Below are 19854 nucleotides of genomic sequence, written 5' to 3' on the forward strand. Positions count from 1 at the left end.
CAAGCAGCAGTGCAAGTAAGCCCGACAGGACCATAAACCTTTGTATCGTTCCATCACCCCTTACGTTCAATTGAGCCGCTGATCGCGATCGTCTTAGCTAAGGGTATGCGGTAGCTCCCTGCTATCGCTGCCCTCCTTGGGCGTTTCCTCCCTAGACTTGGGCCGCTTGTGGCAACGCAGGCGGCCTTTCTTTTTGTGCATGCCGTCACGTCCGCAGCAATTCCCGATCTGTCAGGTCACTGTCTCCTCCCTGAGAGGGTGGCCCACCCGTCAACGATCACGCCACCAGCAGCGTAACCGCGATGACGACCATCGCGATGTACTTGAACAACGATACGCTCGGCTAGCGGCTTAGGCTGAATGTCGAAAAGAACTTCCATAATGCTTGAAGAAGTTATCAAGCTTCACTGGTTCGCCGGTATGTCGCCAGAACAGTTTTTTACCAAGGCTGGCCGCCACTGCGAGGCGGTGGTGGCCGCCGATTAGAGTATGGTCATCGGATGCTGTGGCGATGATCTCGCCGTCTTCGTCCACGATGATCATGTGCTGCCTCCAATCCAGCGCGCGGTCAGCGCCGCCGCGATGGTGTGCAATCCATCAACCTCGTGCCGGACCCGGCGTTCCAATCCATGAAGATCACGGCTTCCGTACTCATGCGCCAGATGGCGCACGGCCATTTGTGTACGATCCGTACAAATAAATTCGGGAATGCGCGATTGCAAATACCCTTGAACCGGGTGGCCGCGCGGTCCCGGCACGTTGGGGCGCTCTCGGTAGTACCTTGGCGGCCGTTGCGGAGGGACGACCATCGTTCGACGGTCTCCGCGAGCCTACCGATCACATGGCATGGCAGCGACACGATGGCAGCCATCAGCGATGGGTGTTCGCTTCAGCGCAACTCCATGATGACTGGACCCCGCCCGTTGATGTGGATCAATGTTGGCGGTTTGCCAATACGCATTGTCAGAGAGCTCATCTCGTCAGTGGGACTGAGATAAGCCGTAATGCATCAGTGCAAGCCAAGGGCTTTCCAAACGGAGAAAGCGAACCTGACTGGTTTGGTCACCACCGAATAGCAATGATCAGAAACGGACTATACGTTTATAGATCGAAAGCGCGGGACGGTGTCGATGGTGGCGCTGACGGCATCATGATATTGCGCGATGGGGCGATGCTCGGTGGCACCGACTTCTTTTACTTTGTCGGCACCTACACCTGCTCCAACGGGAAATGGAAAGGTGAATTTACCAATGACGAACACACCCCAGCCCCGATAATGCGACCGATGGCGCGAAAGGGAACAGTTGGCATCGGATTTAACGGCACCTATTGCGACAATGCTGCCCAAATTGATCTCACGGCACTTGTTGGCAACCGAAGTCTCCAATACTCGGCGACTTTTGAGTTGCTCGTGGCGGTCTGATTGGGAACTACCAAATTCAGGCGTTCAAGTGCGCCCATAAAGTTCCGATGACATTGCTGGCACGAAGCGGACGGGCCGAAGCCACGCCCCGGTTGATTTAGATCAACAGCCAGTCCCTCGACGTTGAGGGACATGCTCACGAGGAAGCAAACAAACCGGGAGCCTGAAGATGAGTGAAAGTTCGGAGCCGAAACTGATCTGTCGTCGCAGCACGCTCGCTTTCCTTGGATGCGCGGCTGTGTTTGCGCTAGTGGCCTCGCCCGCGATTTTGGCGGTGTCAGAGGCGGAAGCTCAGACCGCCGCCCCGGTCACGCCCGCGACGCCGCCCGCAGACGCGCCGATGTCTGGGACAGAGCGCCGTCAGGAGCGGCGAAGCGGGCGAACACAACGCCGCCAGGAACGCCGCACCGCTCGCACAGAGCGGCGTCAAGACCGGCGCACAGGACGCGACGAGCGACGGGACGCGCGCCACGGCACCCCGACCACCACAACCACCACCGAGCAAAAAAAGTAGTCGGTTCATTCGGGTCAACCACGGCAACCGGGCCGCCTCAGCGCGAGCCCGGGAAGGCCCCACAGCGCGCCGCCAGCGCCGCGCCACAGGACACCGGGCAAGCCACGCCAAGCGCACAGGCGCCATGCGGCGCGTGTGCGGGGCTGCCGGGGCAGCCTGACCGAAGAGCAGCGGACGCGCGATCACCCCGAACCACCAACAATCGGTGGCCATCCTGCTTGATTTCGTGGACCCACAGCGGGCCGGACGGTGGCCGCTCCACCTTCGACGGCAGGCACGGTGCAATGAAGCCGGAAGGGCGGCGCATGATCATGGGCGGCAAATGCGCGCGGTCAACCAGCGCCAAAGCCCCGTTACCGAACGCCATCGCTCGGCTCTCGGGCGCTCCGGTGGTGGCCGCTTCTCGATGGCCCTTCGAAGGGTCCAAAGTTCGGCTTCGAGGTCGTCCAGCGACATGGCGACAGCTTGGATGTCGGCCACCATAAACGGTCGATGCTGATCCTCCTTGCGCCGTGCGACCCCGGATCGAACCGTGATCGCCTTTGCGCCAATGTCGAACTCCCACCAAGTCCCATGCGCAAGCAGGTTGCGTGCGTGGCAAAATGGGATCGAGCGCTTTAGGCACGCTGCGATGGCATCCGTTTCGGGCAAGCCGTCAGGGCGACAATCCCTGATCAGCTTTTTCATGCGCCTCGGTCGCTGGTCCGCCTTCCACTGGTTTTCTGGAAGTTCGCCAAAGCCATACTCTCCTGTGATGATCCCCATCAATTCGGAAACCCCGCGCTCAAAGGCAGCATGGGCAAACATCATGCTGACGAAGGCTTGCGTGAACGGTTGGAGGTCCGGGTCGTCCGCTTCGGGAAAATAGTGCCTCGTCATGCGCTATCGTTCACCGCTTGCCCGGCCACCATGTCGAGGGCGGATCGCTCGCCGGGGACTTGTGCCACGTTTTTGATGGGCTGCTGCCACGAACTAATCTTGGAAACAATTGCGGAGAGCAAGCCGAACTGCGGGAGCGAAATTCTCGCGGCTTGTGAAGAAATCGCCGGAGGAGCAGGCCCGAGGGTATCCATCATCGAAACTTAGCAAGTTAGGCGATGTGAGCGTTGGGTTCTCTGTAGGAAGTTGAAATCGCACGACTATGCTACCGTCCTTCCGTCGGATCACTCGAATACGGTCTGGTCCGACTTTAGCTCCTAAGACCGGCTGTCCGTCGGGCAAATTGAGCCTGCTGCACTGTTCATACCAAGACGCGGCTTCCGAGACTGGCTTCAAATCTATCAATGCAACATTAGGCCCGAGTTGCCTCGAACACGATACGACGACGTTTTTAGAACCGTCGCTGCTTTCTGCGACCGCTATTGCTCCACCTCTGTAAGGCTCAACACGCCAAGGCTTGTAGGTGCGCGGATCATAGCTGACCCGCAGCTTCAGAGCATCTTCCCGCGAAATCCAATGCATCTCGTTGGGACCAGCCGATGCAGCTAGAGCGACCAAGGCCGCATCTACTCCCATTTTTAGCGTGTATAACGTCAACGCAGCAGTGATCATCTGAGCGTTGCCAAGGTCTTGGCCCGTGAATAGCTTCGCGCTCGGTTGAGCCAGCGCGTTTTCTTGATAAAACCGATGGAAGCCAAGCTTCGCATCCTTGTCCAAGGCTCGGTCAACCCCTCCGAGATAGGCATATGCGCAAGCGGAAGCGCAGATACCCGGTGATCTGTCAGCCACCCCTGCTTCTATGGCTTGCGGTATCGGCGCACTTGAACCTACCTCTGTGGAGATACCGCGATTACGAAACAATTCACCGAGGGCAATGCCGCCGAAGAGATTACCCCCCGGCGAGTTGAGGCGAACAGTTCCTGTTCCAAACTGCTGTGACGCGACAAAGTTCTCAAACTGTTTAGGGGTGTCCGACGTAATCTCGCCCGTCGCTTGCGTGTAGGAGCAGTTTGCGCAATTTCCGCCGTTCCGTATTTTCTCGAAGCGCATAGGGTCAGCAACCGCCCCACCCGTTGTGAACAGGGTGACCGCCAGCGCAGTGCAGATCACTGCGACAACTAAGCTGCGCACCATAGTCATTTCTTCCCCGTGCCCGCCACCGAAGGGGCCGCCCAAGGCCGCGTTTGGCATGTACAGACCCGCTTATCAAGTGTTGGCAGACGCTGCGGTGATCCCCGACACCAAGAGCGGTCTTCCCGCGATGGCCTGCCTCTCAGCGATGCAAAAGGCCATCAGGCGCGGCCTTGAGGCGCATCGGAAGCTTATCGAGGCTATAGCATCCGAACAGTTCGACCAAACATCAAACAAAAGAAACGAAGCTCGTCAGCATTTTTGCGAAACACATTCGGAGCAGGACAGCGCAGACGTAAAGATTGCCGAGCGCCGCCAATCTATTGTCTCGGCGGAATTTCCCGTCAATCAAGCCAGGGATCGCTGAAGCCGGAGCGATGCCCCGCTAGAGCTTCGGTTTGCTAGCCGATGGCATAACGCCGGAAGAACTCAATCCAATAGTCGCGAGCCCGACTAAATAGACCAAGGTCGGAGTAATGGTGATCGCCGTCTAGAACAAATACCCCGTGACCGGGCACCGCACTGCTCCGGCCATCGTCCGAAAGGTAGAGAAGCACACCCGCCGACCTATATGTCGAAATGTTCTCATCGTTGTGGTCGCGGAGCACGAAATGCTTCGAGCCATTGGCAAGTTGCTGGCAAATCGCGAGTTCGCGGCTTTGGTCTCTGAGGAGTGCAGCTAGAGGCTCCGAACCCTTAGCGCTCGGCTTCGAGCTTTCTGATCGAAACCGCTTTTTGAGGTCATCGGAGGCCGCGTTCCAAATCCAGTCGCAAATGCTCCAAGCCGTGACAGCGCAGTTGAACGCGCGATAGGATGCGATGGCCTCTTGATCCGCAGGCTGCCCCAACTGGTGGATCTCCCAGTCCAGCTTCAATACAAGATCGGAGGGCCGATCTAGTCCAAAGCGCTTCCTATCCGGCATTGAACGCTCTCTCCGCTCAAATATCTGCGATCATGCTGCCACCGCGCGATCCTCTTTGTCGGCCCCGCATGACGATGCTGAGCGCGTGATCCGGCAGCGGTCGCTTCAACGCCTTGGTCTCGTGCCACGGCGCGCGCATCCAGACATCGCGCTCCTCGTCGGTCGTCAGGATCACCGGCATGGCCTTCGGATGGATCGGCTCGACCACAGCGTTCGGAGATGTCGTGAGAAAGCAGTTGAGGTTACACATCCCGGCGTTCTTCTTCACTCACCGGCGGCGCCTTCCAAATATCGAAGTCTCTGGGCAAGATAGGTCCATTCCGTAGTAATTCTTTCTGGCCACGCATTGCCCCAGCCGCCAGTGTGAGTGACGCCATAGATTTCGACGCCGTTGTATTTGATAGGACCTAAGGGGTTATCCCCATTCTTTGTAAATGGGTGTCGTCTCACCTGCGCGACCGCCCTGAACGTTGTCGAACGCCCCAGACAAATCACTAGCAAGGGCTTGATTATTTCTATTTGCTTCAGTGCGAAGTCTTCCGCACACCGGACGAAGTCGCTCCAATTTAAGCGGCCGCGCATCTTACCCGGCTTTACGAAAGGGAAGACATCTGTCCCAAACGTGTCTTCCCACCTTAAACCAAAATGCTTGAGCAGCAGCTCGTCGATGCGCTTGTTTGTCTGAAGGGTCACGTCGCGCCCTGCCAACTTTATTCTGTGGTGATCTTCCGTTAGTGGCATAGACAGCCGTTCGAAGCTGTCCCAATCCTGCGCTATCAACATGACCTTCGCGCGATAATTCTTGGCGGACTTTGACCAAGGCACTACAAATTCATCCTCGTCCCAAAATCCATTGTTGAGCAACGCGTCGCCAAGCCGATAGCAACCTTCTGGTACCCATCCATTGCGGCGTAGACGCACAAGTTCTCGCATCTGCTCCTTCTTGACTTCACAACCCATTTGTCCCCCATTCATTACTTAACTTGACCGCTCTGGGCCGTACTGCCGCATGCATTCCCTAGCGCTGGATAATTTCGAAAGGCGCATTGGCTGCAAGCCGACGTAGCGGTTGTCGCGCGGAACAGCGCGATGATCGCGGATTGGTTCGTCGTGATGCTGTAGAGATTTCACATCTGGACGCAGGCTGGTCAGGGCTTGTACGGCGTCGGCCTATACGTCTGGTGGTCAGGATGGGGACTTCCGTTTAGATAAAGGACGGACCCACAGTCGTTGCAAACCAGCACGTTGCATCTACCGGGGTTCCAAGTCTGGCTCTGCAATATTCCGATGTGCCGGTCACCGAAGCAACCGATGCACACCTCGACCGATGGTCCATTTTCCGCTTCGGACTGCTTGGTGCGGTAAACCCGGATGCCCGGCTCCAGTTCAACAAGCTCGTACTTCGTTTTTTGTACCTCCCAATCCTCGAAGGTCTTCAGCTTCGCTTCCAACTCATGAATTTTTTCCGACGCTTCGGCGTATCTTGTCTGGGCAGTAAAGATATGTTCCCAAAGCTCGGATACAGCTTTATTACGCACGTTTTCATCGTTCATGTCCTTCATCGACTTCGCGATGTTGAACATTGAATTAAACGCGCTCAGACCTGCGAAGACCTCGGCCACCATCTTTTTCTGCCCCTCCCTGTTTGGACCGGGTCCTGTATGGACCACCGGCGAAAGATACCACGTCTATTATCAGGGCGAGCAATGGAAGGCGACCGATCCACAAAAGTTGCAATGCCCTGGGACTGGTTCTACCTTTCACCCGGCCACCAATGCGACGGCGGATCGCTGGCGCTGATCTTCGTCGCCCGCAGCGCAACAAGTGGCGCTGCGCTTGTACGGATAACCACGAACCTGCGAGCAGTCCTTGCACCGCATGTAGCGTTCCAACTCATGGACCGGCGTTGTCTTCGGTCGTCTCATCACGACATCATTATTTCTTAACGCAGGCATCAACGGCGAAAGCGCATTGCTCACCAGCCGTCAGCAATCCTCCGGTGGGGCCTTGATAGTTAACGGCACTTACTAGCCCGTTTGTCATAACGACGTTGACCGTACAAAAACGTCGCGTCGATACAGCCGTGCCGAAACCTGTCGAATTGGCCGAGCCGTATACCTGATTGCCCACGCGTGAAGCTTGGCCAGTGGTATTCACATCGGCAGTTGCGATTGTGGAGGAGAAGCCGTTGCCGGAAGCGTAGGACCAAACCTCGGTCTGGCCTTCTGCAGCCTTATTTCCCGGTGGCCCCATACATCCGAGAACCTGCTCCTTGGAAAGCCCAACCATCTGCGCTCGGGCGTCTTGAGCCACTTGAGCGCGCTGGATTGCGCACCCTGCCAGTGCCACGGCAAGCGCCACGGCTAATCCCAAATTACGCATGTCCCTTATCCCCCAGCCCTACGAGGCAAGTACCGCAACCATGAGATGAAGGAAAGGCCCACACAACGGTTCTCCCAATCTGGCAAGCCACAGATCAGGGCACTTGGCCAGCCTCCCGCACCGGCTTACCCGCGCTACCGGCGGAGATCAGGCCCGAAACAATGTTGGACAATAAATTTCCGCGTGAAAACAATGTTTTACTGCGGGCCGCTTCTTTGGCTGAACATTGAGGCTCGGGGTTCGACCGAGCTTCCACAGGAGCAAGCCATGCGAAACCCGCAACCCTTCACCGTCATCCAGAACGGCAAGCTGATTTTCACTATCCACGCCTATTCCATCGAACAGGCCCGCGCGCTCGTCGCGGCAAAGATCGCGGGCGAGATCCGCATGATGGCGCGCGCGCCGAAGTCTCGCGCGGGCTGTCACTTCGCCGCCGCCATCGGGCCTCGATCCATGCTGGAGGATTTCGGCGCCGACGATACCAGACTACGCGCTCGACATGCACACGTTGAAGGGCAAGGCGATGGTCCGTGGCCTCGATCACTTCCGCAACGAGGGCGCGAAGCTGGTCCCGGAGCCGACCGAACCGGACTGGTCCATCGACGAAGCCTACCGGCTGTGGGCGATCAAGCAGCAGCGCAAGTGACGACGCGGGCCGGTCTCGCCGTAAACGATCCAAGGCTTTGCGGACGTGGCCTAGGACGGCACCCATAGGTTGACACAGGTTCTTGCTTAATCAGGCTTGTGTTTGAGCCTCTTCAATCCCGCATCCAAGAACTTTTGGATGAGGTCCTTGCCAACCGCCATTAGATCATCGGGCTTCTCGGCGCGTGTCTTTTCTGCGGCTGTGATAAATTCGACTATCAAGTCCTGCAAATCGTCAGGAGACTTATCCAACCGTTTGAGCGCCTTCAGGCCGTTGGAGGCGTATCCCAGAAACGTTTGATTTCGTTCGATGATCTGTTCGAGCATTTCTGGGGTGATTTGCTCGGTTGGCGAGACGAATTCACCGTCCTTCCAGTCAACGTAAAGAGACGCATTTTTCGCGTCGTTCGACGCCTCATGGAATTCCTGCTGGAACTTCTTAAATTCCTGCAGGGCGGTCTCCCAATCGCCGCGCGCTTTGGCCTCCTCTTCTGCTTCCGAACCCTCCAGCATGTATGCGTTGCCCTTGTTTTTGGAGGAATGGCGTCTGAATGCGGCGAGGACTTTGTTTTGGTCAACGTCAAGGCCAGACAGCAGGCCGGTTGCCCATGCACCCATCTTCTCGATCTTCGAGCATTCTTCGAGAGAAATCTGATGAAGGCAGAATGCTCGCGCCGTTGCACCGGCTTTGGCCAAGATTTCGGCTTCGAAGTAGAGCCTCTCAGCGTTGTCGAACGTCTTTTCGGCACCGCGCACAAGGACGCTTAAGAACTCATGATCGACCTTTGGAAGTGCCTCTGGCATTTCAGCAACCCGGTAATTGTTGACCGCGATCCACAGCGCATATTTGTTCGCAAGTCTAGTTCAGGTCGCCATGGATCGTCCTTTGTGTACCGACTGGCATACAATTAAGCCCGGAATTCGTAACTGCAAATCCTCAGAGGTCGCGGTCGCGCGGACCCCGCACAAACTCGCGCCCTCCACAGGACCCTGATTGCGCTGGGGCGAGGCTGCTCGTGGAGAGGCTATGCAGCCGCCGGTCCGGCCCCTAAACTGTAGGTCACCCAGCGGGGAGACGGGATGGCTTGGCATAAATGGATCGCTCTGGCTGGCAGTGTAGTTGCCTGTCTGACCGTGCCGATCATCGCATCTGGCCAAGAACTAAAGTATCCGCCTAAGCCCTACCCGGAGATCGACGGCAACACCGTGGTCCTCATCGAAGTCTGGCCAGCGGTCGGCGACATTACCTTCCACGCCTACTTCATGGACACGTCGCCAGCAAGAAACCTAAACCTATGCCTTGCGGGTAAGAGTGTGTTCGACCGCGACGCCGAGGCGATGGCAAAGGCACAGAACCGGACAGCAACTAGCTATCGCGAGTGTCTGACGCTTCCGCAAGCGGTGTCGAAGGGCTACATCACCTCGCCAGCACCCCGCCAGATGAGGTGAGCCGCGCAAAATTAGCGAGCGCACCGCCGGGAGGGCGTTCCGCAAGACTGTGTCTTGGCGCACATGTTGTTCAATCTAGCGGCCTCGCAGGGCTTCCCGGCTGCGTCCAACCGCGAGCGGGTCGCCAGCCGCATGCCCCCTCCGCAAATAGCCGAAGCTCAGAAGCTCGCGCGTGACTGGAAGCGAACAAGTAGCGCAATGGGCGACCGACAGCGGACGGCATCACGTCATCGCCACGCGGTCACGCAACGGAGCGAACGTTCGCTCCAGCGCCAAGGGGCAGCGGCAGGCGACGGCCACGCCAGCGTCGAGCGCGGCACCGCGATGACAGGGCAACGGCAGGCGTCAGCGTCGAGGCCGCAGGAAGGCCGCAGGGAAACCCCACAGCGCGCCGCCAGCGCAGGGCGGCCCAGCCGCGCTAGCGCACAGGCGGTCACGCGGCGCGATCCGCACAGCAGGGCGCAGCGGGACAGGCGAAGCATCGCGGCATCAGCATCACCACGACGCGACGGCGGCCACACCATCACCAGCGAACAGGCGGCGTCGTTAGCGATCCGTTAACTGATTGGGCCGACCATCGGTCCCGTCCATTCTGGTGGACACTAAGCGATACAAGAGGCCGTCACCGTACACCCCGAAGCCTCCGGTGACGGCTTTTTTGTACGCACATGATCACAGTTCGACGCGTTGCCCTCATTGCGGGTGTCTGCGGAAACACGCCTATGGCCAAGAAGGGCACTCTGCGCCCAGCCGTTTCCAAGCCTAAAAGCCCGACGGAAGCCCGTGCGCGACTGCGCGCCTTGACCAAGCAAATAAAAAAACACCTTGACGAGTACGAGGCGCACGAAACGCTTGCGGATGCGCAACTTCTCCAGTGGCTTGCGGGTGCAGCAGAGGCCTACCTCTCAAAGAAAAACAAAAAAAGCTTTGATCAGCATCTCGGCCTGAAACCCGGGCCGGGCCGTCCCAGTAAGCCCGGTAGGCACTTCGGCATTGCTTATGAAATGTTCCTATCGCGCTCGCGTAAAAGTCCTACACGCAAGTCCAAAAAGGGTCGATCGACGCCCAGACCATGGAAGGAGGTCGGCAAGCCCCACGGATTGGACGGCGAGAGTGCGAGAAAAATGGTCGAGCGGGAGCTTCCGAATATCACCGCATACCTCGCAAGAAAAATCGCCAAAAAGGGCGTAGCGCGCCGCAGACTTCGCCAAAAAAAACTCGCCGCGCATAGAAGCGGTTGAACTCAATAGCCCACAAAATGCTCGCCAATTTGCGGGCGATCTGGCTGTTCGAGTTGAAATGGAAATCGTGGTTCTCTCATCACTGTCGCTCGCCCGTTGTCGCTGTAACTCGTACGGCGCGCGGGCTTGGCACAGGTGGAGAGGTCATGTCCCAACGTATTGCCTATGGCATGGATGAAGCAGCGGAGACGGCAGGTATCGGCCTGACCAAGCTCCGCGAAGAAATCGCCGCCAAGCGGCTACGCGCCCGCAAACTCGGCTCTCGAACCATCATCACGAGGGATGATCTGGTCGAATGGGCTGCGCGGCTTCCCGACATCCACGACGTTGCGCCGATCAAGATGGCAAAGCGTGTCGCGCGTGCGGAAGTAACTGAAACATAAAAAGCCGACGCCTTGGAACGGCGTCGGCCGGAACTGTTTGGGCATCGAACACCCCGAATATAGTTCCGATCAGCGCATTCGCCAAGACCGCGTCGGCCTCCCTCGATGGAGGCCCGCTGTGCGCATTACTAAATCCCAGCCCACCCCATTCGCGGTCGTAGAGAGCGTAGTGACCCGCGACCAGCCGTTTGCTGACCGCGATGGCAGTTGGGGCACGAGGTCAACGCCACCGTCCGGCGATGGCTGGACCATTGCCGACTATCGGGACGAACATGCGACGCGCTGGGAGCGCCGTCGTCTCATTCCGACGCGGGGGCGCGCATGATCGCCCCGTTACCTCCACTCACGAAGATTGCCGAGTTGCTCGGGGGCGACGTGCAAGGCGCTGAGGTGCTTTGTCCCGGTCCCGGACACAGTGCCGGTGACCGTAGCCTGTCGGTGAAACCCGACCCGGCGGATCGCGAAGGCTTCGTGACGCACAGTTTCGCGGGCGATGACTGGAAGGACTGCCGCGATCACGTCCGCACGAAGCTCGGTCTGCCGGATCCGCAGCCGCAGGAGAAGACCAACGGCGGCAAGGCGGCGTGGACCACGCTCGGCGAACACATCTATTACGACCAGAACGGCGAACGCTACCTCAAGGTCCGAAAGTGCCGGGATGGGACCGGCAAAAAGCAATTCCCGCAGTATCACTGGGACGGCATCGGCTGGGCGAAGGGCAAGCCTGATGGCTCGAAGATTCCGTATCGACTGCCGCAACTCCTCGCCACTCCAATCACGGCCCTTGTGTACTTCTGCGAGGGCGAGAAGGATGCCGATACCCTCGCCAAGATCGGCTTCGTGGCCACGACGGCTTCTGAGGGCGCAGCGGCCAAGTGGGATCCCGCGCTGACGCAGTTCTTCAAGGGTCGGCACGTCGCGGTCCTGCCCGATGCCGATCCCCCCGGTCGCGCGCATGCGCAGAAGGTCGCCATAGCGATCCATGGCGTCGCCTCGTCGGTGCGCATCATCGATCTTTTTCCTGATCGGCACGACGGGGCCGATGTCTCGAACTTCATCGCCAACGATACCGCTGGCGTCAGGCTGGCGAAGGAAGTGAAGGAAGCGCCGTTGTGGGGGCCGAGCGGTCCGGCGACCAGTGCCGATGACGCCAAGCCCGATGACCAGGAAAGCATAACCAGCGTAGCGATCTCGCGGCTCGCGAAGCTCTCATTGATCAAGTACGAGCAGGAACGCAAGGTCGCGGCCGATGCGCTGGGAGTTCGTGCGCCCGTTCTTGACCGACTGGTTCAGGGCGAGCGGGCACGGCTCGGCGACGATAAAGTCAGCGGCATGCAGGGCGGCGCGATCACGTTTGCGGAGCCGGAGCCGTGGCCGGAGCCGGTCGATGGTGCCATGCTGCTGGATGAAATCTCCAAGGCGATAGGCGCACACGTCGTCATGCCAGAGGCCAGCCGCGACGCCTGCACCTTGTGGGCTGCTCATACCTTCCTTCTCGACTGCACGATGATCTCGCCACGGCTGGCGATCACCTCGCCGACGCGGGGCTGCGGCAAGACCACCGCGCTCGACGTGATGTCTCAACTCGTGCTGCGGCCGTTGCCTGCGGCCAATGTCTCGGCCAGCGCGATCTTCCGGGTCGTCGAAGGCTTCCGCCCGACCCTGATGATCGACGAGGCCGACACGTTCCTCCGAGACAACGACGAACTGCGCGGCATCCTCAATAGCGGCCATCGCAAGGGCGGTGCCGTGTTGCGCAACGTCGGCGACGACCACGAGCCGCGCTCGTTCTCGACCTACGGTGCCTGCGCCATCGCGCTGATCGGGCAACTGCCCGCCACCCTGACTGATCGCTCGGTGCCGATCATCCTGACGCGCCGGAAGCGCGACGAGACCATCACGCCGTTCCGGCTCGACCGGGTCGGGCATCTCGTCGTGCTGGCGCGCAAGCTGGCGCGCTGGACGGCAGACAATGCGGTGGCCATCGCGGCGACCGAGCCGGACATGCCGACCGGCATCTACAACCGGGCGGCGGATAACTGGCGGCCCTTGCTCGCCGTCGCGACGGTCGCGGGCGGTGGCTGGCTGGAGCGTGGGCAAGCGGCTGCGCTGGCGGGTGTCGCCGCCGATATCGACGACGCCGCGCTGCTGGAACTTCTGCTGGCGGACATCAGGACGGTCTTCGCATGCCGCGAGGTCGACCGGATGCCATCGGCCGCACTGGTCGAGGCGCTCGCCGAGATGGATGGACGGCCGTGGGCCGAGTTTGGCCGAAACGAGAAGCCAATCACGCAGAATAAGCTCGCCCGGCTGCTGAAGCCGTTGAAGATAGTACCGGGCAGCATCCGCATCGACGAGAAGCGGACCCCAAAAGGCTACTACCTTCACCAGTTTGAGGAGCCGTTCTCACGCTTTCTAGACCCGGAGGGGTCTTCCAAACCGCAACACCGCAACGATCGTTATGAAAAAGGCACTTCTGAGCCTTTTCAAAGCGCAACGGCCGCAACTGATGTTGCGGATCAAAAATGCGAAAAACCCAATAACGACCGGCCTCGTTGCGGTGTTGCGGTTCAAAACGGGGGGGCTGGCGAAGAGCGCGAAGTCTGCACGCAATGTGGCCGTGCGGGTGGCAAAGAAGTTTACTTCAGCGACGGGCAGACGGCACGGCTGCACCGCGAATGCGAGGCGCTGTATCGGAGCGGCTCTGACGAGGGCCACAGCCCAAAGGACGCACTTGAGAAGTCCGCCCGGAATGATCGGCCATGAGTGCAGAAACAATCGTCCCGAACATCGATCCGAATGCGATGCTGCGGCTGGAAACCGCAGCGCGGGCCGCCTTTCCTGATGGCTCCATTAAGGCGAGCGGTCTGCGCCGTGAGGCGGCGGCCGGACACTTGGCAATTTACAGAATTGCGGGCAAGGATTTCACCACGCTCGCCGACATTGAGGAAATGAAAACCAAATGCCGCGTCCCCGCAAAAGTGCCAGGCTTTGGCTCAGACCTGCCCGCAACGACCGAGCCGAAGTCTACGTCATCCTCGATGGAGGAAAGGAAACTAGCACTGGCTGCGGCAAAGGCGACCTTGCGGGAGCCGAGCGCTTCTTCGAGAGCTACCTCAAAGCCAAACACGAGCCGAAGGCCGGGCGCGGCGGTGATCCAAATGCCGTCAAAGTAGCAGATGCCATCTCGACCTATTGGACGGAACACGCGCAAAAGCTGTCGCGGCCCGAAGCTATCCGCAAGCGGCTCGACAACCTGCTCGACTTCTTCGGGCTTCACGTTGTGGCCGATCTCAACGGCACCTTGCAGCGCCAGTACGCCGAGCAGCGTGGCTTTCAGTCCGCTGCCCGCCGCGATCTGGAGGACTTGGCTGCCGCGATCAACTGGCACCTTCGCGACAAGGTGGGCGGCGCAATCCAACAATTCCGTCCGGTGCTGCCCGACGCACCGGAAGCTCGCGACCGCTGGCTGACGCGAAGCGAGGCGGCACATCTGATCTGGACCGCGTGGCGCACTCGACAACGTCATCGCGGCGGTAGTCTCGGTCCCTATACCGGGAAGCATGTCGCCCGTTTCATTCTGGTCGGTCTCTACACCGGGACGCGGGCCGGAGCGATCTGCGGCGCGGCCCTTATGCCGACTATCGGGCGCGGCTATGTCGATCTCGACAAAGGCACCTTCGTCCGCAAGGGGCTCGGCGTCCGTGAAACCAATAAGCGCCAGCCGACCGTTGATATTAACCCGCGACTGCTGTCGCACATGCGGCGCTGGCAGCGCCTTGGCATATCCAACCATTCCGTTATCGAGTGGCAGGGCAAGCCGGTGTTGCGGATCACCAAAGCATTCGAGAACGTCCGAGCCGCCGCCAAGCTGCCGGATGTTAGCCCGCACACGCTGAGACACACCGCGATCAGTTGGTATCTCCGGGCTGGCGTCGCGATCAGTGACGTTGCCGACTACTGCGGCGTGTCCGAAGCAATCATCCGCCGCCACTACAAGCACCACATGCCCGGCACCTTCAACCGCGTCTTCGAAGCCATGCCACGCTTTGGCAGAACCGCCACGCCCATGAAACGCCCATGAAAACGCCGAACCAAGATAGAACAGGGTGCATCGGGGCAACACGCAAAGCATTGAAATTGCTAGCGCCGGGTTTTTCCAGTATCGTTTACACCGAGAGGGTCCGCGGTTCGAATCCGTGACCGCCCACCAGCCTGCGCTCGCGCAGCGACGCAGGCTGCCACGCCGAATGCCAACGGGCGAAGGCGGGCTTTTTGCGGCGAGCTTCGGCTTGGCAATCCAGCCTAATCCTGCGGTCGGCCCGGCAGCAACGGCACCGTGTCGATCCACACCGCCGCCGACTGGCACCAGATCTGCCTGACGGGCCGCAATTTGTCGCGCTGGCGGATTGAGCCCCAGCGGATGCCCCAATCGTCAGCCTGGTCGCCCTCGCCGCTGGTGAACAGCGGGGAACCGCAGTCGGCGCAGAAGTGCTGGAAGCGCATCCGGCCGTTGTCGCCGCGCTTGCCGTAGACTTTTGGCGTGCCGCTGGTCAGCCTGACGTCGGCCTTGGTGCAGATCGCGGTCACCCGGAACGGCGATCCCGTCAGGGTCTGGCAGTCGCGGCAATGGCAGACCGACACCGTCTCGGGGTCAATCTCGGCCTCAAAGGTGATCTGCCCGCAATGGCACTGCCCGTCGATCTGCATCGCCCTGATCCCCTGCCCCCAAAACAAAAACGGCGCCCGAAGGCGCCGTTTTATCATCTTTCGCTGAACCTCAGTGAGCGGTCAGTCCGCCGGCGGCCTCGTCCCCGTCCGGCTTCACCGTCACCTTGGTGTCCTCTTCCCAGACGATCGGCACCGGCTTCTTCACCAGCGCCTTGGCGACGACGTCGTCCAGTCGCGACACCGGGATGATCTCCATGCCGCCCTTGATCGCATCGGAAATCTCCGTGAGATCCTTGGCGTTGTCCTCGGGGATCAGCACCATCTTGATGCCGCCGCGGGCAGCAGCCAGCAGCTTCTCCTTCAGGCCGCCGATCGGCAGCACACGGCCGCGCAGCGTGATCTCGCCGGTCATCGCGACATCGTGGCGGACCGGAATGCCGGTCATGACCGAGATGATCGCGGTGGCCATTGCCACGCCCGCCGACGGACCGTCCTTCGGCGTCGCGCCTTCCGGCACGTGCACGTGGATGTCGCGCCGGTCGAACAGCGGCGGCTCGATGCCGTAGACGATCGCACGCGAGCGCACGTAGGACGCCGCCGCCGAGATCGATTCCTTCATCACGTCGCGCAGATTGCCCGTGACCGTCATCTTGCCCTTGCCGGGCATCATGACGCCTTCGATGGTCAAGAGCTCACCGCCGACATCGGTCCATGCAAGGCCCGTGACGATGCCAACCTGCGGCTCGCTCTCGATCTCGCCGTAGCGGTACTTCGGCACGCCCAGAAGCTCTTCCAGAGTCTTCTCGGTGACCTTGACCGACTTCTTCTTGGAGATCATCAGCTCCTTCACCGCCTTGCGGGCGAGTGTGGAGAGCTCACGCTCCAGATTACGCACGCCCGCTTCGCGGGTGTAGCGGCGGATCAACAGCAGCAGCGCGTCGTCGTCGATCGAGAACTCCTTGGAGTCCAGGCCGTGCTTGGACACCGCGTTCGGGATCAGATGCTTGCGCGCGATCTCGACCTTCTCGTTCTCGGTGTAGCCCGCGATCCGGATGATCTCCATGCGGTCCATCAGCGGCCCCGGAATATTGAGCGTATTCGCGGTCGTGATGAACATCACATTGGACAGATCGTAGTCGACCTCGAGGTAGTGGTCGTTGAAGGTCCCATTCTGCTCGGGGTCGAGGACCTCGAGCAGCGCCGAAGACGGATCGCCGCGGAAATCGGCGCCCATCTTGTCGATCTCGTCCAGCAGGAACAGCGGATTGGACGACTTCGCCTTCCGCATCGACTGGATGATCTTGCCGGGCATCGAACCGATATAGGTGCGGCGATGACCGCGGATCTCGGCCTCGTCGCGCACGCCGCCGAGCGAGACGCGCACGAACTCACGTCCGGTCGCCTTCGCGATCGACTTGCCGAGCGAGGTCTTGCCGACGCCGGGCGGTCCGACGAGGCACAGGATCGGGCCCGTCAGCTTGTTGGCGCGCGACTGCACCGCGAGATACTCGACGATACGGTCCTTGACCTTCTCCAGCCCGTAGTGATCGGCATCCAGAACCGCCTGCGCCGATTCCAGATCCTTCTTCACCTTGGACTTCTTGTTCCACGGGATCGACAGCAGCCAATCCAGATAGTTGCGCACGACGGTCGCTTCCGCGGACATCGGCGACATCTGGCGCAGCTTCTTCAACTCATGCTGCGCCTTCTCGCGCGCTTCCTTGGAGAGCTTGGTCTTGGAGATCTTCTCTTCGAGATCGGCGAGTTCGTCGCGACCGTCGTCGTCGCCGAGCTCCTTCTGGATCGCCTTCATCTGCTCGTTGAGATAATACTCGCGCTGGGTCTTCTCCATCTGGCGCTTGACGCGCGAGCGGATGCGCTTCTCGACCTGCAGCACCGAGATCTCGCTCTCCATCAGGCCCAGCACCTTCTCGAGGCGCGTGGTGACCGACAGCGTCTCCAGGATTTGCTGGCGATCCGCAATCTTGACGGCGAGATGCGAGGCAACGGTGTCGGCGAGCTTGGCGAAATCGGTGATCGCCTGCACGACCCCGACGACCTCGGCCGAGATCTTCTTGTTGAGCTTCACATAGCTTTCGAAATCGGACACGACCGAGCGCGACAGTGCCTCCGCCTCGACCGACTTCGCATCGGTGTCGGCGAGCGCAATCGCGGTCGCTTCGTAGTACTCGCTGCGATCGGTGTATTTCTGCACGCGCGCACGCTCGAGCCCTTCGACCAGCACCTTCACGGTGCCGTCGGGAAGCTTCAAGAGCTGAAGCACGCTGGCGAGCGTACCGGTCTCGTAAATGGCATCGGGCGCCGGATCATCGTCGGACGCGTTCTTCTGCGTCGCGAGCATGATCAGCGCGTCGTTCTTCATCACCTCTTCGAGCGCGCGGATCGACTTCTCGCGACCGACGAAGAGCGGAACGATCATGTGCGGGAAGACGACGATGTCGCGCAGCGGCAGCACGGGATAGGCGTGCGTTTCGCCATGGACGATGGTTGGCCGGGGTTTTGGATTAGTCATGGCCTTTTCCTTTTGCTTTGCCCCCTTGCACGCAGCCCGCCATGCTCATGCGCAACCGCCACAAGGTGCCGAGGTGATCCAGAAAACCGGCCTACCATTCGAAGGTTGGACCGGGCTTGCCGGATCGGAACTGAGGCGAATCTTGAAGAGAATTCTCGCTCGCCGCCGACATTAGGTGGCTATCGACCGGGGGGGTGTCAAGTCATTGAAAGACGCGCGCCATCAGGCGCTTACGCACGCGTATAAGCGACGCAACATCGGCTGCGGAGAACCATTCCGCAGCCGCTACTATCAAAGACGATTGGAGCGTTCCAGCGCCGAAAATCAGGCGCTGGCGTTCTCGACGGCGCGATCGGACCGATCGGCGTAGATGTAGAGCGGACGGGCCGTACCTTCCACGACTTCGCGCGAAATCACGACTTCTTCCACACCTTCCAGGCCCGGCAGGTCGAACATGGTCTCGAGCAGGATCGCCTCGAGGATCGAACGCAGACCACGCGCGCCGGTCTTGCGCTCGATCGCCTTGCGGGCGACCGCGCCAAGCGCCTCGTCGGCGAAGGTCAGCTCGATGTTCTCCATCTCGAACAGCCGCTGGTACTGTTTCACCAGCGCGTTCTTCGGCTCGGTGAGGATCTTCTTCAGCGAGGTCTCGTCCAGATCCTCGAGCGTCGCCACGACCGGCAGACGGCCGACGAATTCGGGGATGAGACCGTACTTCAGGAGGTCCTCAGGCTCGACGTGGCGGAAGATCTCGCCGGTACGGCGATCCTCCGGCGCGAGCACCTGGGCGGCGAAGCCGATCGAGGTCGACCGCCCGCGCGCCGAGATGATCTTCTCGAGGCCGGCGAACGCACCGCCGCAGATGAACAGGATGTTGGTGGTATCCACCTGCAGGAACTCCTGCTGCGGATGCTTGCGGCCGCCCTGCGGCGGGACCGAAGCCACCGTGCCCTCCATGATCTTCAGCAGCGCCTGCTGCACGCCCTCACCCGACACGTCGCGCGTGATCGAGGGATTGTCAGACTTGCGGCTAATCTTGTCGATTTCGTCGATGTAGACGATGCCGCGCTGGGCGCGCTCGACATTGTAGTCGGCGGCCTGGAGCAGCTTCAGGATGATGTTCTCGACGTCCTCACCGACATAGCCGGCTTCGGTCAGCGTCGTTGCGTCGGCCATCGTGAACGGCACGTCCAGGATGCGGGCGAGCGTCTGCGCGAGCAGCGTCTTGCCCGAACCGGTCGGACCGATCAGCAGGATGTTCGACTTCGCGAGCTCGACGTCGTTGTGCTTGGTCTGGTGGTTGAGGCGCTTGTAGTGATTGTGCACCGCGACCGACAGGACCTTCTTCGCATGGCTCTGGCCGATGACGTAATCGTCCAGGACCTTGCAGATTTCCTTCGGCGTCGGAATGCCGTCGCGCGACTTCACGAGCGAGGATTTGTTCTCCTCGCGGATGATGTCCATGCAGAGCTCAACGCACTCGTCGCAGATGAAGACCGTGGGACCCGCGATCAGTTTGCGGACTTCGTGCTGGCTCTTGCCGCAGAACGAGCAATACAGCGTGTTCTTGGAGTCGCTCGTGCCGACCTTACTCATTCATGTCTCCGTCCGCGGTTCGAT

The 19854-nt window shown here is 60.2% G+C and carries 20 protein-coding genes; 8 read left to right on the top strand and 12 right to left on the bottom strand.

Annotated elements, in window-relative coordinates; all coding sequences use genetic code 11:
- Nucleotides 1-351: 351 nt before the first annotated feature.
- A complete protein-coding gene (locus AC0L3X_RS17385) occupies nt 352-543 on the bottom strand; it encodes a ParB N-terminal domain-containing protein (protein ID WP_231145704.1) in 192 nt (63 codons plus the stop codon).
- Nucleotides 544-841: 298 nt separating this feature from the next.
- On the opposite strand from AC0L3X_RS17385, the gene AC0L3X_RS17390 reads away from it, so the two are divergent.
- The gene (locus AC0L3X_RS17390; protein ID WP_473316545.1) at nt 842-1423 is read left to right on the top strand and encodes a hypothetical protein; all 582 of its coding nucleotides are present in this window, start codon (nt 842-844) and stop codon (nt 1421-1423) included.
- 823 nt (nt 1424-2246) lie between these two features.
- On the opposite strand, the gene AC0L3X_RS17395 is transcribed toward AC0L3X_RS17390, so the two are convergent.
- Together AC0L3X_RS17395 and AC0L3X_RS17400 are read right to left on the bottom strand one after the other, a co-directional pair.
- Nucleotides 2247-2816 carry a hypothetical protein gene (locus AC0L3X_RS17395; protein WP_473316546.1) on the bottom strand — a complete coding sequence of 190 codons (570 nt, stop codon included), beginning with the start codon at nt 2814-2816 and terminating at the stop codon, nt 2247-2249.
- 93 nt (nt 2817-2909) lie between these two features.
- A complete protein-coding gene (locus AC0L3X_RS17400; protein ID WP_473316547.1) occupies nt 2910-4067 on the bottom strand; it encodes a COG3904 family protein in 1158 nt (385 codons plus the stop codon).
- Here AC0L3X_RS17400 and AC0L3X_RS17405 point away from each other — a divergent pair.
- Nucleotides 4066-4374, top strand: a complete 309-nt coding sequence (locus AC0L3X_RS17405; protein WP_473316548.1) for a hypothetical protein — start codon at nt 4066-4068, stop codon at nt 4372-4374. The genes AC0L3X_RS17400 and AC0L3X_RS17405 overlap by 2 nt on opposite strands.
- Nucleotides 4375-4408: 34 nt before the next feature.
- Here AC0L3X_RS17405 and AC0L3X_RS17410 read toward each other — a convergent pair whose 3' ends face one another.
- The 5 genes from AC0L3X_RS17410 to AC0L3X_RS17430 form a co-directional block, all read right to left on the bottom strand.
- Entirely contained in the window at nt 4409-4930 is a 522-nt protein-coding gene (locus AC0L3X_RS17410; RefSeq protein WP_473316549.1) for a hypothetical protein, read from the bottom strand.
- Between the two features lie 16 nt (nt 4931-4946).
- Nucleotides 4947-5180 carry a hypothetical protein gene (locus tag AC0L3X_RS17415; RefSeq protein WP_473316550.1) on the bottom strand — a complete coding sequence of 78 codons (234 nt, stop codon included), beginning with the start codon at nt 5178-5180 and terminating at the stop codon, nt 4947-4949.
- 14 nt (nt 5181-5194) lie between these two features.
- Nucleotides 5195-5863, bottom strand: a complete 669-nt coding sequence (locus tag AC0L3X_RS17420; RefSeq protein ID WP_473316551.1) for a uracil-DNA glycosylase family protein — start codon at nt 5861-5863, stop codon at nt 5195-5197.
- Nucleotides 5864-6078: 215 nt separating this feature from the next.
- A complete protein-coding gene (locus AC0L3X_RS17425) occupies nt 6079-6555 on the bottom strand; it encodes a hypothetical protein (protein ID WP_473316552.1) in 477 nt (158 codons plus the stop codon).
- Nucleotides 6556-6865: 310 nt separating this feature from the next.
- Entirely contained in the window at nt 6866-7312 is a 447-nt protein-coding gene (locus AC0L3X_RS17430) for a hypothetical protein (protein ID WP_473316553.1), read from the bottom strand.
- Nucleotides 7313-7811: 499 nt separating this feature from the next.
- Here AC0L3X_RS17430 and AC0L3X_RS17435 point away from each other — a divergent pair, with 499 nt between their 5' ends.
- On the top strand, nt 7812-7958 hold the full coding sequence (locus AC0L3X_RS17435; RefSeq protein ID WP_473316554.1) for a hypothetical protein: 147 nt from the start codon (nt 7812-7814) through the stop codon (nt 7956-7958).
- A gap of 86 nt (nt 7959-8044) precedes the next feature.
- Here the strand turns inward: AC0L3X_RS17435 and AC0L3X_RS17440 are convergent, their stop codons facing one another.
- Entirely contained in the window at nt 8045-8761 is a 717-nt protein-coding gene (locus AC0L3X_RS17440; RefSeq protein WP_473316555.1) for an AbiV family abortive infection protein, read from the bottom strand.
- 276 nt (nt 8762-9037) lie between these two features.
- Here AC0L3X_RS17440 and AC0L3X_RS17445 point away from each other — a divergent pair, with 276 nt between their 5' ends.
- The 5 genes from AC0L3X_RS17445 (at nt 9038) to AC0L3X_RS17465 (ending at nt 15114) form a co-directional block, all read left to right on the top strand.
- Nucleotides 9038-9406 carry a hypothetical protein gene (locus AC0L3X_RS17445; RefSeq protein ID WP_473316556.1) on the top strand — a complete coding sequence of 123 codons (369 nt, stop codon included), beginning with the start codon at nt 9038-9040 and terminating at the stop codon, nt 9404-9406.
- A 722-nt stretch (nt 9407-10128) separates the two neighbouring features.
- Entirely contained in the window at nt 10129-10647 is a 519-nt protein-coding gene (locus AC0L3X_RS17450) for a hypothetical protein (RefSeq protein WP_473316557.1), read from the top strand.
- A 17-nt stretch (nt 10648-10664) separates the two neighbouring features.
- On the top strand, nt 10665-11030 hold the full coding sequence (locus tag AC0L3X_RS17455) for a helix-turn-helix domain-containing protein (RefSeq protein ID WP_473316558.1): 366 nt from the start codon (nt 10665-10667) through the stop codon (nt 11028-11030).
- 321 nt (nt 11031-11351) lie between these two features.
- Complete coding sequence (locus AC0L3X_RS17460) at nt 11352-13796, top strand: DUF3631 domain-containing protein (protein ID WP_473316559.1); 2445 nt, start codon at nt 11352-11354, stop codon at nt 13794-13796.
- Between the two features lie 196 nt (nt 13797-13992).
- On the top strand, nt 13993-15114 hold the full coding sequence (locus tag AC0L3X_RS17465) for a tyrosine-type recombinase/integrase (protein ID WP_473316560.1): 1122 nt from the start codon (nt 13993-13995) through the stop codon (nt 15112-15114).
- 221 nt (nt 15115-15335) lie between these two features.
- On the opposite strand, the gene AC0L3X_RS17470 is transcribed toward AC0L3X_RS17465, so the two are convergent.
- The 3 genes from AC0L3X_RS17470 to clpX all read right to left on the bottom strand — a co-directional run bounded on the left by AC0L3X_RS17470 (nt 15336) and on the right by clpX (nt 19830).
- Nucleotides 15336-15740 carry a GFA family protein gene (locus AC0L3X_RS17470; protein WP_166342027.1) on the bottom strand — a complete coding sequence of 135 codons (405 nt, stop codon included), beginning with the start codon at nt 15738-15740 and terminating at the stop codon, nt 15336-15338.
- Between the two features lie 70 nt (nt 15741-15810).
- On the bottom strand, nt 15811-18234 hold the full coding sequence (gene lon, locus AC0L3X_RS17475; RefSeq protein WP_063982959.1) for an endopeptidase La: 2424 nt from the start codon (nt 18232-18234) through the stop codon (nt 15811-15813).
- Between the two features lie 324 nt (nt 18235-18558).
- Nucleotides 18559-19830, bottom strand: a complete 1272-nt coding sequence (clpX, locus tag AC0L3X_RS17480) for an ATP-dependent Clp protease ATP-binding subunit ClpX (RefSeq protein ID WP_014494834.1) — start codon at nt 19828-19830, stop codon at nt 18559-18561.
- Nucleotides 19831-19854: the final 24 nt, after the last annotated feature.

The sequence above is a fragment of the Bradyrhizobium sp. MI1.7 genome (assembly GCF_055811795.1).

What these genes read in the sequence shown, in the direction of transcription:
- clpX (WP_014494834.1), bottom strand. Translation starts at nt 19,830, where the DNA reads ATGAGTAAGGTCGGCACGAGCGACTCCAAGAACACGCTGTATTGCTCG.
- AC0L3X_RS17435 (WP_473316554.1), top strand. Translation starts at nt 7,812, where the DNA reads ATGCACACGTTGAAGGGCAAGGCGATGGTCCGTGGCCTCGATCACTTC.
- AC0L3X_RS17465 (WP_473316560.1), top strand. Translation starts at nt 13,993, where the DNA reads ATGCCGCGTCCCCGCAAAAGTGCCAGGCTTTGGCTCAGACCTGCCCGC.
- AC0L3X_RS17405 (WP_473316548.1), top strand. Translation starts at nt 4,066, where the DNA reads ATGTACAGACCCGCTTATCAAGTGTTGGCAGACGCTGCGGTGATCCCC.
- AC0L3X_RS17460 (WP_473316559.1), top strand. Translation starts at nt 11,352, where the DNA reads ATGATCGCCCCGTTACCTCCACTCACGAAGATTGCCGAGTTGCTCGGG.
- AC0L3X_RS17450 (WP_473316557.1), top strand. Translation starts at nt 10,129, where the DNA reads ATGGCCAAGAAGGGCACTCTGCGCCCAGCCGTTTCCAAGCCTAAAAGC.
- AC0L3X_RS17445 (WP_473316556.1), top strand. Translation starts at nt 9,038, where the DNA reads ATGGCTTGGCATAAATGGATCGCTCTGGCTGGCAGTGTAGTTGCCTGT.
- AC0L3X_RS17425 (WP_473316552.1), bottom strand. Translation starts at nt 6,555, where the DNA reads ATGGTGGCCGAGGTCTTCGCAGGTCTGAGCGCGTTTAATTCAATGTTC.
- AC0L3X_RS17395 (WP_473316546.1), bottom strand. Translation starts at nt 2,816, where the DNA reads ATGACGAGGCACTATTTTCCCGAAGCGGACGACCCGGACCTCCAACCG.
- lon (WP_063982959.1), bottom strand. Translation starts at nt 18,234, where the DNA reads ATGACTAATCCAAAACCCCGGCCAACCATCGTCCATGGCGAAACGCAC.
- AC0L3X_RS17390 (WP_473316545.1), top strand. Translation starts at nt 842, where the DNA reads ATGGCATGGCAGCGACACGATGGCAGCCATCAGCGATGGGTGTTCGCT.
- AC0L3X_RS17470 (WP_166342027.1), bottom strand. Translation starts at nt 15,740, where the DNA reads ATGCAGATCGACGGGCAGTGCCATTGCGGGCAGATCACCTTTGAGGCC.
- AC0L3X_RS17400 (WP_473316547.1), bottom strand. Translation starts at nt 4,067, where the DNA reads ATGCCAAACGCGGCCTTGGGCGGCCCCTTCGGTGGCGGGCACGGGGAA.
- AC0L3X_RS17420 (WP_473316551.1), bottom strand. Translation starts at nt 5,863, where the DNA reads ATGCGAGAACTTGTGCGTCTACGCCGCAATGGATGGGTACCAGAAGGT.
- AC0L3X_RS17385 (WP_231145704.1), bottom strand. Translation starts at nt 543, where the DNA reads ATGATCATCGTGGACGAAGACGGCGAGATCATCGCCACAGCATCCGAT.
- AC0L3X_RS17410 (WP_473316549.1), bottom strand. Translation starts at nt 4,930, where the DNA reads ATGCCGGATAGGAAGCGCTTTGGACTAGATCGGCCCTCCGATCTTGTA.
- AC0L3X_RS17430 (WP_473316553.1), bottom strand. Translation starts at nt 7,312, where the DNA reads ATGCGTAATTTGGGATTAGCCGTGGCGCTTGCCGTGGCACTGGCAGGG.
- AC0L3X_RS17415 (WP_473316550.1), bottom strand. Translation starts at nt 5,180, where the DNA reads ATGTGTAACCTCAACTGCTTTCTCACGACATCTCCGAACGCTGTGGTC.
- AC0L3X_RS17455 (WP_473316558.1), top strand. Translation starts at nt 10,665, where the DNA reads ATGCTCGCCAATTTGCGGGCGATCTGGCTGTTCGAGTTGAAATGGAAA.
- AC0L3X_RS17440 (WP_473316555.1), bottom strand. Translation starts at nt 8,761, where the DNA reads ATGCCAGAGGCACTTCCAAAGGTCGATCATGAGTTCTTAAGCGTCCTT.